Raw genomic sequence first — 14,408 nt, forward strand, 5'->3', positions numbered from 1 at the left:
CAGGCCCGTCCTGCTCACACCTCGCGCAGAGCCAACCGGTACCCCCGCTTGACGACGGTCTTGATGAGCGCCCGGTCCCCCATCGCGTCACGCAGCCGTGCGATGGCCACGTCGGCAGCGTGCGAGTCGCGCGACTCCCCCGGCAGGGCGCGCAGCACCTCCGCCCGCGGCACGACACCACCGCGCGCCGCGGCGAGCACACGCATGACCTCGACCCCTCCGCGCGAGAGGGGGACCACCTCCTCGTCGAGCACGACGCTCGTCGCCCGCACCTGCAACGACCCCGCGACGGTCTGCAGGGCCTGCTCGCCGAGCCCCGCGTAGTACGCGACCATGGCGCGCACGAGGGACCCGAGGCGACCCCGGTCCGGGACCAGCGGGGCGATCCCCTCGTCCACCAGGGGCTTCGCGGTGATCGGACCGACGGCGACGGCGAGCAACGACTCGTCGAGCGCCCGCCCCACGATCCCCGGGAGCGCATCCTCGGACCGCGCCACGTCCAGCCACGCCGCCGCACCCGGGGCGGAGGTGAAGACGACCGAGTCGATCTCCCCCGCAGCGGTGGCGCGCACCGACGCCGCGAGCGCGGCCGGGTCCGGTGGCGGGCCCCAGCGGTAGACGACGAGGCTCTGGACGTGGGCGCCCGCGTCGCGGAACGACTGGTCGAGGCCGTCCGACCCGGCCCCGTGGTGCTGGATGGCGACGCGCAACCCGTCGACGCCCTCGCCCAGGAGGTACTCGGCGACCTCGGCCGACGTCTCGGACTCCGCCACCCAGTCGGTCTGGAGACCCACCTGCTGGACCGCCCCGCGGGCCTTGGGGCCGCGGGCCACGATGCGGGCGCGCGCGAGGACGTCGTGGAGCTCGGGGGCCAGGCCCACCGCGTCGGCGGCCTCGATCCAGCTGCGGAACCCGATACCCGTGGTGGCGACGACGACGTCCGGGGGGGCGGCGATCACGGCGCGCGTGTCCGCGACCAGGCGTTCGTCGTCGTGGTTGGGGACCATGCTCAGCGCGGGGGCGTACCGGAGCTCTGCGCCCCGCCTCGCGAGGGCGGCCCCGAGCTCCGCGGACCTCCGGTCGGCCGTGACGAGCACCGCGCATCCTGCCAGGGGTCGTCCGACGTTCACGCTCATCAGGCCATCCTCTCCGCCGTGACCGGCAGAGTCGACCCGTCGAGGAGCTGTTCGAGGTCCACCTCGAGCAGCCCGGGTGCGGCGACGTCCCCGATGACCACCACCGCGGGGGACGTCACCTCGCGGCGCCGGGCGACGGCGACGACCGTCGCGAGCTCGGCCCGGGTGACCCGCTGGGTCGGGGTGCAGCCCCGCTCGACGATGGCCACGGGCGTGGTGGGCGAGGCACCGCGGACTAGCGCCCGGTGCACGGTGGCGGCGAGGGTCGCGACCCCCATGAGGACGACGACGGTGGCGGAGCGGTCCCGGACGGCGAGGCACGCGGCGTCGGAGAGCTCGTCGTGCCCGTTGACGATGTGCACGGCGGCGACGGTGCCCCGGTGCGTCAGCGGGATCCCCGCCGCGGCGGGTGCGGCCACGGCGCTGCTCACACCGGGCACCACCTCGACGCTCACACCGGCCTCCCGGCAGGCGACGACCTCCTCGCCGCCGCGCCCGAGGACGAAGGGATCGCCACCCTTGAGCCGGACGACGGTCTGCCCGCGCCGGGCGCGGTCGACGAGGATGCGGTTGATCTCGTTCTGGGGCACGGGGTGGCGGCCCGGTGCCTTGCCGACGTCGACGACCTCCACGCCCGGACCGAGCTCGTCGAGGACGGCGACGGGACCGAGGCGGTCGGTGACGACGACGTCCGCGAGGGCGAGCGCCCGCCGTCCCCGGACGGTGAGGAGGTCGACGTCCCCGGGCCCGCCGCCGACGAGGACGACCCGGCCGGGGTGGTCCCGCCGGGTCACGGGGTCGGGCCGGGCGACCCTGCGACCCGGCGGGAGCGCACCGCTGCCGGCGAGCGCGACGTTCACCTCGTCCGCGGTGGGCACCCGCGCGGACGCGGCGGCGCCGACGGCGCCCGGGGTGACGCCGGGCGCACCGGCGGTGAGGCACCACACCCGTCGGCTCTCCGCCCAGGCGGCCACCCGGGCATCGGTGGCGAGGTCCCCCGTCGCGGTGTGCACGAGCCACACGTCGTCGAGGTCGTCCGGCGTCACGACGTCCCGGCGCCACTCGACGTGACCGTCGATGTGCAGGTCCACGAGCGCCTCGCAGATGCGGGGCGCGACCACCAGCACGTGCGCCCCCTCGAGCGCGAGGGCCGCCGCCCGGTGCGCGGCCGCGGGTCCCCCGCCCACGACGAGCACCTTCCTGCCTGCGGTGTCGACAGCCAGCAGAGTCGTCATGGTCCCCCCTCGGGTCCGTCGTCGGCGGCGGAGCGCGCTCCGTGGTCCCGGACCGCACCCCGTCGGTCCGGCTACCGTACGAAGTCGACGTTTCGGTCGGGTTGGTGCGGTGTTTCCCCGGTGCGTCGGAGTTCTCACACCGTCGACGTCGGGCTTGAGAGACCAGGGCTGCGGGCGCCGTGGCCGCCGATCGTGGGGGCAGCGGCTGTAGCATCGACGGGATGAGTACGGTCTCCCTCGGCATCCCGACGGTCGGACCGCGGGCCGAGGGGCTCGCGCTCCCGGCCCCCGGAGCGACGTCCGGGGAGAGGGCGGCGGGGGCCGGTCTCGTGGACAGGTTCGGCCGCGTGGCCCGGGACCTGCGCGTCTCGCTCACCGAGAAGTGCTCGTTGCGGTGCACCTACTGCATGCCCGCCGAGGGCCTGCCCCCGATCGCGCGCAGCAAGCTCCTCACGCCCGACGAGATCGCCCGGCTGGTGCGCATCGGCGTCGGGCTCGGCATCGAGGAGGTCCGCTTCACAGGTGGCGAGCCGCTCGTGCGCCGCGACCTCGTGGACGTCCTGCGCGCCACCCGGGACGCCGCCCCCGGCATCCCGTTGGCGATGACCACCAACGGCATCGGGCTCGACCGTGTCGCCGAGGACCTCGTCGAGGCGGGGCTCACGCGGGTCAACGTCTCGCTCGACAGCATCGACCGCGCGCACTTCGCGGAGCTCACCCGCCGGGACCGGCTGCCCGACGTCCTCGCGGGGATCGCCGCGGCGGCCCGGGCCGGCCTGGGGCCGGTGAAGATCAACGCCGTCCTCATGCCGGAGACCCTCTCCGGGGCCTGCGACCTGCTCGCCTGGGCCGTCGAGCACGGGTGCCGGCTGCGGTTCATCGAGCAGATGCCCCTGGACGCCGACCAGCGCTGGACCCGTGAGACGCTCGTCCCGGCGGCCACGCTCGTCGACACCCTGTCCCAGCGGTTCGACCTCACGGAGGCGGGGCGTGACGACCCGTCGTCGCCGGCCGAGGACTGGCTCGTCGACGGCGGCCCGGCCACCGTGGGGATCATCGCGTCCGTCACCCGGTCCTTCTGCGGGGACTGCGACCGGACCCGCATCACTGCCGAGGGGACGGTCCGGTCGTGCCTGTTCTCCGACGCGGAGACCGACGTGCGCGTGCTCCTGCGGGACGGAGCGGACGACGAGGAGATCGCGGCTGCCTGGCAGCAGGCGATGTGGGGCAAGCCGTTCGCGCACGGTCTGGACGCCCCCGAGGGCGAGCGACCCTCGCGAGAGCTCGGGCGGACCGAGACGTTCGCCGTGTCGGCACGGAGCATGGGAGCCATCGGTGGCTGAGTCGAGCACCCGCACCGTCCGGGTGCGGTACTACGCGGCGGCGGCCGAGGCCGCGGGCCGCACCGAGGAGACCGTCGACCTCGCGGGCAGCACCGTCGGGGATCTCAAGGTGCACCTGCGCGCCCGCTACGGGGCCCCCATGAGCACGGTGCTCGCACGCGCGTCGTTCCTCGTGGACTCGCGTGTCACGCGCGAGGACGCGCGCCCGCTCGGCGCGACGGTCGACGTCCTCCCGCCCTTCGCGGGCGGCTGAGGCCCGACGGTCGGGTCAGAGCCCGACCCACTCCGACACGCCGTCGGTGAAGTGCTGGCGCTTCCACACCGGGACCTCCGCCTTGATGCGCTCGACGAGCTCCGCGCACGCCGCGAAGCCCTCCGCCCGGTGCCCGCTGGCGACCGCCGCCACCAGGGCGACGTCCCCGACGCGCAGCTCACCGACGCGGTGCACCGCCGCGACCCGCAGGCCGGTGCGCTCCGTGACGTCGGCGCAGCACCGGGCGAGGAGCTCCTCGGCCTGCGGGTGCGCCTCGTAGTCGAGCCCGACGACGGACCTGTCCGCGTCGTTGTCCCGCACGACGCCGCGGAACGTCACCACCGCGCCGCACTCCGGGCCCGCGACCGCGGCCTCGACGGCACGCACCACGTCCTCGTCCACGACGTCCGACGTCACCCGTGCGACGAGCGGCACCCCGTCGGTGGTCCCTCGCTCATCCGTCATGACGGCCGCCGCCCCGCACCTGGTCCAGGACGTGCTCGAGGACCTCGTCGAGGACCGACAGCCCGTCGCGGACGCCACCGGGCGAGCCCGGGAGGTTCGCGACGAGGGTCCGACCGGCGAGCCCGACGAGCGCCCTGCTGAGCACCGCCGTCGGGGTGGCCGCGGTGCCGCGGCGGCGGATCTCCTCCGCGACGCCCGGGAGCTCCTCCGTGAGGACGGCTCGCGTCGCCTCCGGGGTGCGGTCCGTCCCGGAGATCCCCGTGCCCCCGGTGGTCACCACGACGTGGGGCTCGCCCGCGACGTGCGCCGCGAGGACCTCCGCGACCTCCGCGTCGGCGACGACCACGGGCCCCTCGACGTCGAAGCCCCGCTCCGCGAGCCACCCGACGATCACCGGGCCGGTCGTGTCCTCGCGCTCACCACGAGCCCCGCTCGTCGACGCGACGACGACGACCGCCCGCCGCGGGTCGCCCGTCACCCGGGTGGACTCCGCCTCCTCGGCGGCGCCGGGGCCGGGCTCCTCGTCGCCGGCGACTCCCGGGCGGGTCCACCGACCGTGCTTGCCACCGGTCTTCTCGACGAGCCGGATCTCCCCGAGGACGGCCGCAGGGTCGATGGCCTTGACCATGTCGTGGAGCGTCAGGCCTGCGACGGCGACCGCGGTGAGCGCCTCCATCTCGACCCCGGTGGGCGCCTTGGTCCGTGCCGTCGCCTCGATGCGCACGGACGTCTCCTCGAGCTCGAACGACACGTTCACGCCCGACAGGGGGATCTGGTGGCACAGCGGGACGAGCTCCCAGGTGTGCTTCGCGGCGCTGATCCCCGCGAGCCGAGCCGTCGCGAGCACGTCCGCCTTGGGCAGCCCCTCCGCGCGCACGAGGGCGACCACCTCGGCCGTCGTCTCGAGACGACCGTGCGCGACCGCGGTCCGCGCGGTGACCGCCTTGTGCCCGACGTCGACCATCCTCGCGCGGCCGTCGTCGTCGAGATGGGTGAGCTCGGTCATGCGGCACCTGTTCCTGCGTCGGAGGCGGGGGTCGACGCGTCATGCTATCGCCGGTCGCGTCGGGGCACCTAGGTCCGCGGGTACACGGCGATCTCGTCCCGCGGGAGGGTCAGGGTCACGGGGGTCCCCTCGTGGAGACGGCCCGACGCGACGTCCGCCGGGTGGACGTCCACCCAGGCGGACGGCCTCCCCGTCGCCCCCGGGAGCGGGTCGACGAGGACCCGCACACGGTCGGTGTGCATCTCGAGCAGGCTGATCCGCCCGTCCCAGACCAGTGCCTCCTGCCCCGCGCCGGACGACCTCGTCGTAGAGGGCTCCCCCGGCTCCGTCACCCGGAGGACGACCGCCGACGGGCGGACGGCCGCCAGGGTCCGCGTGCCGGGGACCACCTCACCGAGCCGGTCGGGGAGGTGGTCCGCGGAGAACAGGCCGGTGCCGACGAGGGACGCCACGTAGGGCGACGCGGGCCGGGCCGCGACGTCCGCGGGCGTCCCCGACTGCGCCGCCCGCCCGCCCTCGAGGACGACGACGTGCTGGGCGAGGATCATCGCGTCGAGCGGGTCGTGCGTGACGAGGAGGGCCGTGGTGCGGACGTCGGCGAGGTGCCGGGCCAGGTCCCGGCGCACGTGCGCGCGGGTCTCGGCGTCGAGGGCCGCGAGCGGCTCGTCGAGGAGGAGCGCGTCCGGTCCGGTGACGAGGGCGCGCGCGAGCGCGACGCGCTGCGCCTGCCCCCCGGAGAGCTCGCCCGGCCGTCGTGCCGCGAGGCCGGCGAGCCCGAGCCGGTCGAGCCACCGGGACGCGTCCTCCCGCGCCCGGGCCGCCGGCACGCCTGCGGCCCGCAGCCCGAAGGCGGTGTTCCCGAGGACGTCGAGGTGGTCGAAGAGCCGGTGGTCCTGGAAGACGACGCCCAGCCGACGGTCGGCGGCGGGCAGACGGACGTCGGGCTCGCCCGTGGCGGAACCGGACCGCTCGAGGACGCGCCCTCCGAGGACGACGCTGCCGGAGCCGACCCTCTCGAGCCCCGCCACCGCCCGCAGGAGGGTGGTCTTCCCCGCGCCGTTGGGACCGAGGACCGCGACGACCTGCCCCGCGTCCGCCCGGACGTCCACGTCCAGGGCGAACGAGCCCTTCTCGACCCTGACCCGCGCCTGCAGACCACCCGGGGTCACAGCGCGCTCCCCTTCGACCAACGGTCACGCAGGAGCACGAGGACCACGACGCACACGGCGAGCAGCACGAGGCTCAGGGCGACGGCGGCGTCGGGGTCGCGCTGGAGCGCGAGGTACACCTGGAGGGGGACGGTCCGGGTGGTCCCCGGGAAGTTGCCCGCGAAGGTGATCGTCGCCCCGAACTCGCCCAGCGCCCGCGCCCAGCAGAGCACCGCCCCCGCGACGAGGGACGGGCGCAGCGCGGGCAGCGTGACGTGCAGGAAGGTGTACCCACGGGATGCTCCCAGGGTGGCCGCCGCCTCCTCGAGCCGACCGTCGAGGCCACGCAGGGCGCCGTCCACCGCGAGCACGAGGAACGGCATGGCGACGAACGTCTGGGCCACGACGACGGCGACCGTGGTGAAGGGGATGCTCACCCCGAACCACACGTCGAGGTGGCGGCCGACGAGCCCCGACCTCCCGAGCGCCAGGAGCAGGGCCACACCACCGACGACCGGGGGCAGCACGACGGGCACCGTCACGAGGGCTCGCGCCACGCCCCGGCCCGGCAGGCGCGTGCGCGCGAGCACCAGGGCGAGCGGCACGCCGCACACGGTCGACACGACGGTCGCCGCCGTGGCCGTCCCCAGGGAGAGCACGAGCGCGTCCACGAGCTCCGGTGACGCGAGGAGCGGGAGCAGCCGCCCCCACGGGGCGCGCACGACGAGAGCCACGAGCGGCAGCACGAGAAAGACCAGCCCGAGGGCCGCCGGTCCGTGGACCGCCGCGGGCAGGCGCGCTTCCGCAGGTGCGGACGCCCCTGTCACGGTGGGCCGAACCCCGCGTCGGCGAGGACCGCCTGCCCCCGCGGGCCGAGGACGTGCTCGACGAACACCTCGGCGAGGTCCCCCGCGGGCGCGTCCGCGAGCGCCGCGACGGGGTACGTGGTGCGCCCCGCTCCTCCGGAGGCGTCGACGACGGGTGCGAGCGGCACCCCGGTGACGTCGCCCGCGGCAGCACGGACGTCGGTCCTGTACACGAGGCCGGCGTCCACCTCACCGAGACGTACCTTGGTGAGCACGGCACGTACGTCCGTCTCGAGCGTCACGGGGACGATGTCGATACCGGCCGTGGTCAGCAGGTCCCGGGTGGCCTCCCCGCACGGCACCTCCGGGGCGCACACCGCGACCGTCACCCCGGGCCGGGCGAGGTCGGGGAGCCCCTCGACGCCTGCCGGGTCCCCGACGGGCACGGCGATCTCCAGCGTGTTCGTCGCGAAGGTCCGCGGGGCGGTGACGAGGACCGCGTCGGTGAGCAGGTCCATGGTGCTGGTGCTCGCCGTCGCGACGACGTCTGCCGGTGCGCCCGCGAGGACCTGCTGGACGACCTCGGCGCTCCCGGCGAGCCCGAGCTCCACCTCGACGTCCGGGTGCGCGGCCTCGAAGTCCTCGGCGATCATCGTGAACGTCTCCGTGAGCGACGCGGCGGCGAGCACGACGAGCGTGCGCCCGGAGCCCGTCTCCTCCTGCCCACCGGCCGCCTGGGAGCACGCGGCGACAGCCGCCCCGGTGACGAGGAGGACCACGCACCCGACGACGCTGCGCCCCCGGCGGGTGCGACCGCCCCTAACGGGGCACCTCGACGACGACGTCGGTGGCCTTCACCGAGGCGGAGGCGAGCACGCCCGGCTCGAGCCCGAGCTCGTCCGCCGCCTCCCGGCTGATGAGGGACACGACCCGGTGGGGCCCGGCCTGGATCTCCACCTGCGCCATGACCGTGTCCCGGACGACGCGGGTGACGAGCCCCGTGAAGGTGTTGCGTGCCGACCGCCGCTGCGGGCCGGCCGCCTGGTCGGGTGCGGACGCCGCGTCCTGCGCGAGCCGGGCGAGCTCCGTGCCGTCGACCGTGGTCACCCCGTCCGTGCGCGTGGTCGCCACCCGACCCGCGTCGATCCAGCGCCGCAGGGTGTCGTCGCTCACGCCGAGCAGAGCAGCGGCCTCACGGACACGGAAGATGGGAGCAGGCATACGACCCAGCCTACGCCGACCTCCGCACCTGCGGTCGGTGCGGGCCCGGATGATCCGCGCGTGCGGTCCGTCAGACGTTCCGGGCGAGCATCTCGAGCATCATCCGTTCGGCCTCGCGCAGGACGTGGTCGGCATCACCGATGCCGACGACGCTCGGCACCACGCAGATCCGGGCCCGCTCGCCCACGTACTCCCGGACGACCTCGACCCGCTCCTCGAGGTCCTCCGGCGCCACGCAGTCGAGGAGCACGGCGACCTCGTCCGGCGCACGCATGGTCGCGGTGTCCCCGGCGCCGAGGACCTCCCGCACGGCGTCGACCACCGCGTCGAGGTCCGACTCGGCCCGTCGTCCACCGTCACCGTCGGCCCGGGGGGCGAGGCGCAGGAGCACGACCGAGCAGTCGTAGCCAGGCAGCCGCTGCGCGCGCTCGACGGCACCGTCGAGCCGGTCCGCGAAGACATCCAGGTGGACCAGACCGGGGACGGCGTCCCGCACCGCGAAGCGGCGCAGCGCCTGCTCCTGACGCTTGCTCTCGGAGAGGTCGGTCATGGCACCGACCATCCTCCCCGGGCACCCCGCCTCGTTGAGCACGGTCACGGCGCGGCACAGGACCCACCGGTACTCCCCCGACGCCGTGAGGATGCGCTGCTCGAGCACGAGCGGCTCCTCGACCCCGGCCAGCTGGGCAGCGATGGCCGTGGACAGCTCGTCCCTGTCGTCCGGGTGCACCCGGTCCGTCCACTCCTCGAGCGACGAGCCGATCTCCGACTCCTCGTACCCGAGCGCGCTCTTCCACCGCGACGAGTAGTAGACCGCACCGGTGAGCACGTCCCAGTCCCACATCCCGTCGTACAGCGCCATCGAGGCCAGCGCGTACCTCTCCTCGCTCGCCCGGACCGCCTCGGCGAGCTCCCTCTCACGCATCGCGGAGACCTCCAGGGCCGCCCGCTGCTCACGCAACGACGTGAGCATCTGCTCGTGGTCGAGCGCCACGGCGAGCATCGCCGCCCAGTGGTTGTACTTGTCCCGCGCGCTCGTCGACCGCGTGTCCACGGGACCACCGATGGACAGCAGCCCCCAGTCGCTGTCCGCGAAGGTCACCGGGATGACGAAGGTGAGGTCGGGACGGGTGCCGGTCGTGCGTGTCAGCGCCACCGGCGGGAACTCGCGCATCGGGAGGATCATCCCCACGAGCCGGCTGCCCGTCGACCCCACGTCTCGGGTGCCCACGATCTCGAGCTCACGGTCCCCGTCGGCCGTCCGGTGCCCGGTCCAGAGCGCGAGCGCGGCGGGTCCCCGGTGGGCGGCGGGCAACCAGCTGAGGCTGCGGGGGCTCGCCCCGTCGGAGCGCATGAGGGCGAGGTCGATCTCGTACTGGTTGACCAGCGTCCGCTCCAGGTGACCCGACCGGGCGAGCAGGCCTCGCGAGCACCCCTTGGTGAGCGCCACGGACACACCGATCGACGCAGCGCGCACCGCGCGGGCGTGCGACGGGGACCCCCCGGGCACCTCGGCGGCGGCCTCGAGCTCGAGCGCGCGGACCACGACGAGGAGCTGCTCGAGCGCCTCCGGGTGGGGGTGGAGGGCCGTCGTCGCGTCGGCGAGGCGATTGAGGACCGTCCCCCCGGGGACGACGGCGCGCTGCGACGCGGCGACGAGGATCTCGACGATGCTCCGCACCCAGGACCGCACGTCGACCGGCGCACCGACGTCGCCCGCGGCGGCACCGAAGAGGACGGCCCGCGCCACGTCCGAGAGCTGCGCGGCGGCGGACACGGGGCCCCTGTTGGAGACACCGTCGACGAGGAGCCCGGCACGCGTGGAGTCGATGCAGCCGCACGACTCCCGGGTCACGAGGGTCGTCTCCGACAGGTGCGCCCCCGCCCCGACGACCTCTCCCCCGAGCCTGGCGAGCAGCAGACCGGCGGCGAGCTCACCCACCCGGTCGTGGTGCGGGTCGACGCTCGAGAGCCGCGGACGGGACCGCGCGCCGCCCTCGATGTGGTCGAAGCCGATCACGGCGTGGTCGGCCGGCAGGGACACCCCCTCGGACCGCAGGGCGCGGACGAAGCCGAGCGCGTTGCGGTCCGTCGCGGCCACCGTCGCCGTCGTCGGCATCCCCCTCGACATCAGGACGCCCGCCGCGGCCCCGCCGCTCGCCTCCTGGTTGTCGGCCGTGGTGAGCACCCACTCGTCGCGCGGCTCGATACCGTTCGCCACCAGCGTCGACCGGTAGGCCTCGTACCGCTCGCGGATGTCCAGCTGCTGGGGGTTGCCGAGGAACCCGATCCGCGAGTGCCCGTGGTCGACGAGGTGCTCGACGGCCGCACGCACCCCGCCCCGGTTGTCCGGCGTGACCATCGGGGCGCGCAGGCCCGCGTCCTGCTCGCTCACGACGACCAGCGGGGTGCCGGAGGCGTCGAGCTCCCGCAGCGTGTCGCGGTCCACCGCCGACGTGATGACGATGACTCCGTCCACCGCGTCGAGCCCGACGGACACGTCGTACCGCGGTCCGTCGGGGAACCGCTCCCGGTCGAGGTCCGCCGCGTAGGTCTGGATGGCGACCACCTGGTGGCCGCCGGCGCGCAGGGCCCGGGCGATCCCGGAGAGCACCTTCCCGAAGTAGGACCCCCCGACCACGGGCGAGAGGACCCCCACCGTGAATGGCCCCGCCTGAGATCCCCTCGATGCGTTCGTGCCGGTCATCGCAGCGTCACCATCGTCGCCCCCCTGCTCTGTCGCCGCCCCGCCGTGAGGACGGCGAGGATGCGCGCATGCGCTCCGTCGAGCATGCTTCGTCTCGTGACATCCGAGACTCCACCCGAATTTACGCATTCGGGGTCTAAACGTCCAACGATCACCGACGTCGCCCGCGCCGCCGGCGTCTCGATCGCCGTGGTGTCCTACGCGCTCAACGGCAGACCCGGGGTCTCCGCCGCGACACGCGACCGGGTGCTGCGCATCGCCGACGAGCACGGCTGGCGCCCCAACGCCGCCGCACGGTCGCTGCGGACGACGACACGCTCGATCGGGCTGGCGCTCGTGCGCGGCGACAGCGCGACGACCCACCCGGCCGCGTTCATGGAGCTGCTCGACGGAATCCAGGGCACCCTCGCGGCGAAGGGACTGGCCCTCGTCCTCCAGGTCGTCGAGGACCACGACGCCGCAGCCACCCTGTACCGGACGTGGTGGGCCGAGCGGCGGTTCGACGCCCTGCTCCTCACCGACGTCCTCGTGGACGACCCGCGCGTGGAGGCGCTCCGCTCCGCCCGCATCCCCGCAGTCGCGCTCTGCCACCCGGGCGCGGCCCGTGGGCTCGCGTCGGTGCACCTCGACGAGAGCGAGGCGTACGCCCGGACCGGGCGGCTCCTCACGGGCCTCGGGCACCGGAGGGTCGGGCTGGTCACCGGCCCGGAGGCGCTCGACAGCACCGCGCGCCGGGTGTCCGCGCTGCGCGCGGCGGTCGAGGAGGCGGGCGGGGCACTGGTCGACGCGCCCGACGCCGCGACGCAGGAGGACGCCGCGGCAGCGACACGGGTGATGCTCACCTCCGAGGAGGCGCCGTCCGCGGTGGTCCTCAGCAGCGACCTCGCCGCGGTCACGGCGCTCGACGTCGCCCGCCGCCTCCACAGGGACGTCCCGTGGGACGTCTCGATCGTCGCGGGCCGGGACGCGCCCGGCTGCCGGCTCGCGACCCCGTCGGTCACGACGCTGCCGCTGCCCCTCACCGCCCTCGGGGAGGCTGCGGGGAATGCCGTGCTCGACCTCCTCGACGGCGAGCGGCCCGTCGAGCGCGTGGTGCCGGTAGGTGCGCTGACGATCCGGGGCACGACGGCCCCCTTCCGCCGCTGACCTCGCGCGACGCACGACGGACCGGTTCGTCGGACGGTCCGGGCGCGCCTCACCGACCCGAGATTTCGGGTCACGTTTTGGTAACGGGCCTTGCCCTAAACCTTTCACGGCATATCGGCGGTCTGTGGCACATGTCACGTTCACTGGGTCGCGGCACCAGCCGCGGACGGTCCGCCCGCCGATGAGGTCGCAGCGGACCGGCACTGAACCCGACACCCGGAGGACCCTGTGTCTCAAGTCCCGAAGCGGCTGCGCAACGGCGCGACAGCCGTCACCGTGGGAGCGCTCCTCTCAGCACCACTCGCCATGAGCGGCACCCTCACCGCGTCGAGCGCGGAAGCGCACGTCGACAACCCCTTCGCCGGGGCCGTCCAGTACGTCAACCCGGAATGGACCGCCAAGGTGGAGGCCGAGGCCGCGGCCGTCGCCGCCGACGACCCCACCCTCGCGGCACGGATGCTCGCCATCAAGGACGAGCCCACGGCCGTCTGGATGGACCGCATCGGAGCCATCGGTGGGAACGTCGACGGTCCCGGCCTGAAGTTCCACCTCGACGAGGCGCTCGAGCAGAAGCAGGGCAGCACGCCGCTCGTCATCAACGTGGTCATCTACGACCTCCCCGGACGCGACTGCTTCGCGCTCGCCTCCAACGGGGAGCTCCCCGCCACGCCCGAGGGCATGAACCGCTACAAGACCGAGTACATCGACGTCATCGCCGACCTCCTCGACGAGCCCGAGTACGCCGACCTGCGCATCGTCACGACGATCGAGCCCGACTCGCTGCCCAACCTCACGACGAACATGAGCGAGCCGAAGTGCCAGGAGTCGGCGCCGTACTACAAGGAGGGCGTCGCGTACGCCCTCGACAAGCTCCACGCGATCCCCAACGTCTACACGTACGTGGACGCCGCCCACTCCGGCTGGCTCGGATGGCCCGACAACGCAGCCGGATCCGTCCAGACCTTCGTCGAGGTGGCCCAGTCCACCGAGGACGGCTTCGCCTCGATCGACGGCTTCGTGACGAACACCGCGAACACCACGCCGCTCGTCGAGCCCAACCTGCCCGACCCGTCGCTGAACATCAACGGGATGCCCATCCGCTCGTCGTCGTTCTACGAGTGGAACTTCAACTTCGGTGAGATCGACTGGACTGCCGACCTCTACTCGCGCCTGGTCGCCGCCGGCTTCCCGTCGTCGATCGGCATGCTCGTCGACACGTCCCGCAACGGCTGGGGCGGCCCGGACCGGCCCGCCGGCCCGAGCAGCGCCACGAACATCGACACCTACGTCGACGAGTCCCGCATCGACCGTCGCATCCACCGCGGCGCCTGGTGCAACCCGGCCGGTGCCGGCATCGGGGAGCGGCCCCAGGCCAACCCCGCCGGCTACGCCGACTCGCACCTCGACGCGTTCGTGTGGGTGAAGCCCCCGGGTGAGTCCGACGGCTCGTCGTCCGAGATCCCCAACGACGAGGGCAAGGGCTTCGACCGCATGTGCGACCCGACCTTCGTGTCGCCCAAGCTCGAGAACCAGCTCACGGGCGCGCTGCCCGGAGCCCCCGTCTCCGGCAAGTGGTTCTCCGCACAGTTCCAGGAGCTCGTCGCCAACGCCTACCCGGTGATCCCGGCCACGGGCGAGCCCGACCCGACGCCGGACCCCGACCCGGAGCCGACGCCGGACCCCGAGCCGACGCCGGACCCGGAGCCCACCCCGGACCCCGACCCGGAGCCCACCCCGGACCCCGACCCGACCGATGAGCCCACGGACGAGCCGACCGACCCGGCGCCGGGTGCCACGTGCGACGTCGCGTACACCACGAACGACTGGAACACCGGGTTCACCGCGTCGGTGACCATCACCAACACCGGCACCACCGCGCTGACCGGCTGGAACCTCGCCTTCCAGTTCCCCGCCGGCCAGCAGATCACCCAGGCCTGGTCCA

At 74.4% G+C, this 14,408-nt stretch carries 13 protein-coding genes; 4 read left to right on the top strand and 9 right to left on the bottom strand.

Features of this window, described 5'->3' with window-relative positions:
• Window positions 1-14 precede the first annotated feature (14 nt).
• Both JAV76_RS09435 and cobA read right to left on the bottom strand, forming a co-directional pair.
• Entirely contained in the window at window positions 15-1,136 is a 1,122-nt protein-coding gene (locus JAV76_RS09435) for a uroporphyrinogen-III synthase (RefSeq protein ID WP_198733776.1), read from the bottom strand.
• Window positions 1,136-2,371: a uroporphyrinogen-III C-methyltransferase gene (cobA, locus tag JAV76_RS09440; protein WP_198733777.1), complete on the bottom strand. Its 1,236-nt coding sequence runs from the start codon at window positions 2,369-2,371 to the stop codon at window positions 1,136-1,138. The genes JAV76_RS09435 and cobA overlap by 1 nt, the downstream gene beginning before the upstream one ends.
• A gap of 221 nt (window positions 2,372-2,592) precedes the next feature.
• On the opposite strand from cobA, the gene moaA reads away from it, so the two are divergent.
• Together moaA and JAV76_RS09450 are read left to right on the top strand one after the other, a co-directional pair.
• A complete protein-coding gene (moaA, locus tag JAV76_RS09445) occupies window positions 2,593-3,714 on the top strand; it encodes a GTP 3',8-cyclase MoaA (RefSeq protein WP_198733778.1) in 1,122 nt (373 codons plus the stop codon).
• Window positions 3,707-3,967 (top strand): MoaD/ThiS family protein, encoded by a 261-nt coding sequence (locus tag JAV76_RS09450; RefSeq protein ID WP_198733779.1) that lies wholly within the window; start codon window positions 3,707-3,709, stop codon window positions 3,965-3,967. The genes moaA and JAV76_RS09450 overlap by 8 nt, the downstream gene beginning before the upstream one ends.
• A gap of 15 nt (window positions 3,968-3,982) precedes the next feature.
• Here JAV76_RS09450 and JAV76_RS09455 read toward each other — a convergent pair whose 3' ends face one another.
• The 7 genes from JAV76_RS09455 to JAV76_RS09485 all read right to left on the bottom strand — a co-directional run bounded on the left by JAV76_RS09455 (window position 3,983) and on the right by JAV76_RS09485 (window position 11,320).
• Window positions 3,983-4,432, bottom strand: a complete 450-nt coding sequence (locus JAV76_RS09455) for a molybdenum cofactor biosynthesis protein MoaE (RefSeq protein WP_198733780.1) — start codon at window positions 4,430-4,432, stop codon at window positions 3,983-3,985.
• Window positions 4,422-5,438: a bifunctional molybdenum cofactor biosynthesis protein MoaC/MoaB gene (gene moaCB, locus JAV76_RS09460; protein ID WP_198733781.1), complete on the bottom strand. Its 1,017-nt coding sequence runs from the start codon at window positions 5,436-5,438 to the stop codon at window positions 4,422-4,424. The genes JAV76_RS09455 and moaCB overlap by 11 nt, the downstream gene beginning before the upstream one ends.
• 68 nt (window positions 5,439-5,506) lie before the next feature.
• Window positions 5,507-6,607, bottom strand: coding sequence for an ABC transporter ATP-binding protein (locus JAV76_RS09465; protein ID WP_307844126.1), 1,101 nt, complete (start codon window positions 6,605-6,607; stop codon window positions 5,507-5,509).
• Window positions 6,604-7,413: an ABC transporter permease gene (locus tag JAV76_RS09470; RefSeq protein WP_198733783.1), complete on the bottom strand. Its 810-nt coding sequence runs from the start codon at window positions 7,411-7,413 to the stop codon at window positions 6,604-6,606. The genes JAV76_RS09465 and JAV76_RS09470 overlap by 4 nt, the downstream gene beginning before the upstream one ends.
• Window positions 7,410-8,171, bottom strand: a complete 762-nt coding sequence (gene modA / locus JAV76_RS09475) for a molybdate ABC transporter substrate-binding protein (protein ID WP_198733784.1) — start codon at window positions 8,169-8,171, stop codon at window positions 7,410-7,412. The genes JAV76_RS09470 and modA overlap by 4 nt, the downstream gene beginning before the upstream one ends.
• A 40-nt stretch (window positions 8,172-8,211) precedes the next feature.
• Window positions 8,212-8,613, bottom strand: a complete 402-nt coding sequence (locus tag JAV76_RS09480) for a TOBE domain-containing protein (RefSeq protein WP_198733785.1) — start codon at window positions 8,611-8,613, stop codon at window positions 8,212-8,214.
• 70 nt (window positions 8,614-8,683) lie between these two features.
• Complete coding sequence (locus tag JAV76_RS09485) at window positions 8,684-11,320, bottom strand: substrate-binding domain-containing protein (RefSeq protein ID WP_198733786.1); 2,637 nt, start codon at window positions 11,318-11,320, stop codon at window positions 8,684-8,686.
• Window positions 11,321-11,416: 96 nt separating this feature from the next.
• On the opposite strand from JAV76_RS09485, the gene JAV76_RS09490 reads away from it, so the two are divergent.
• A complete protein-coding gene (locus JAV76_RS09490) occupies window positions 11,417-12,466 on the top strand; it encodes a LacI family DNA-binding transcriptional regulator (protein WP_307844127.1) in 1,050 nt (349 codons plus the stop codon).
• A 306-nt stretch (window positions 12,467-12,772) separates the two neighbouring features.
• Window positions 12,773-14,408: glycoside hydrolase family 6 protein (locus JAV76_RS09495; RefSeq protein WP_198733813.1), on the top strand; the 1,636-nt coding region annotated here is incomplete at its 3' end.

The organism is Sanguibacter suaedae, from assembly GCF_016342785.1.
Taxonomy (GTDB): Bacteria; Actinomycetota; Actinomycetes; order Actinomycetales; family Cellulomonadaceae; genus Sanguibacter; species Sanguibacter suaedae.